Here is a 364-nt window from a genome sequence, read left to right as displayed (position 1 = left end):
TTTTTTTTTTAGTTGTTGTTATTTTTGTTTTTTTTGTTTTTTTTGTTTTTTGGTTGTTTATTTTTGACTAACAGTTGTTTTTTGTGCTGGTTTTTTCTGACATTGATTCAAGTGTGAAAATCGTCAATATCGTCAGTGCAGGCGGTATGAGTAGAACTTACTTTTTACAGCTCAACTGGCTAGATAATAAACGTAACATCGTCAACCAATGGGTCTCCTCCTTTCCAGCGACATCCGATGCCTATGCTCGCGCGCAGTGGCAGTTCATCCGTAACTACATGGAAAAGAACGCTGATAGCCTACCGCCTATCACTCCTTTTGACCCACCAAAGACAACTAAAGAGCACAAGCTCTATATATACAC

General features: G+C 38.5%; 1 protein-coding gene. It reads left to right on the top strand.

Annotated elements, in window-relative coordinates:
- Window positions 1-113: 113 nt before the first annotated feature.
- Window positions 114-364, top strand: a 251-nt coding sequence (locus tag AAEY83_RS13290) for a hypothetical protein (protein ID WP_351059483.1), incomplete at its 3' end; no start/stop codon positions are given.

The sequence above is a fragment of the Psychrobacter sp. TB20-MNA-CIBAN-0197 genome, from assembly GCF_040309765.1.
Taxonomy (GTDB): Bacteria; Pseudomonadota; Gammaproteobacteria; order Pseudomonadales; family Moraxellaceae; genus Psychrobacter; species Psychrobacter submarinus.
Note: the sequence above shows the minus strand (reverse complement) of the source record. Positions and strands in the feature narration are given on the sequence as shown.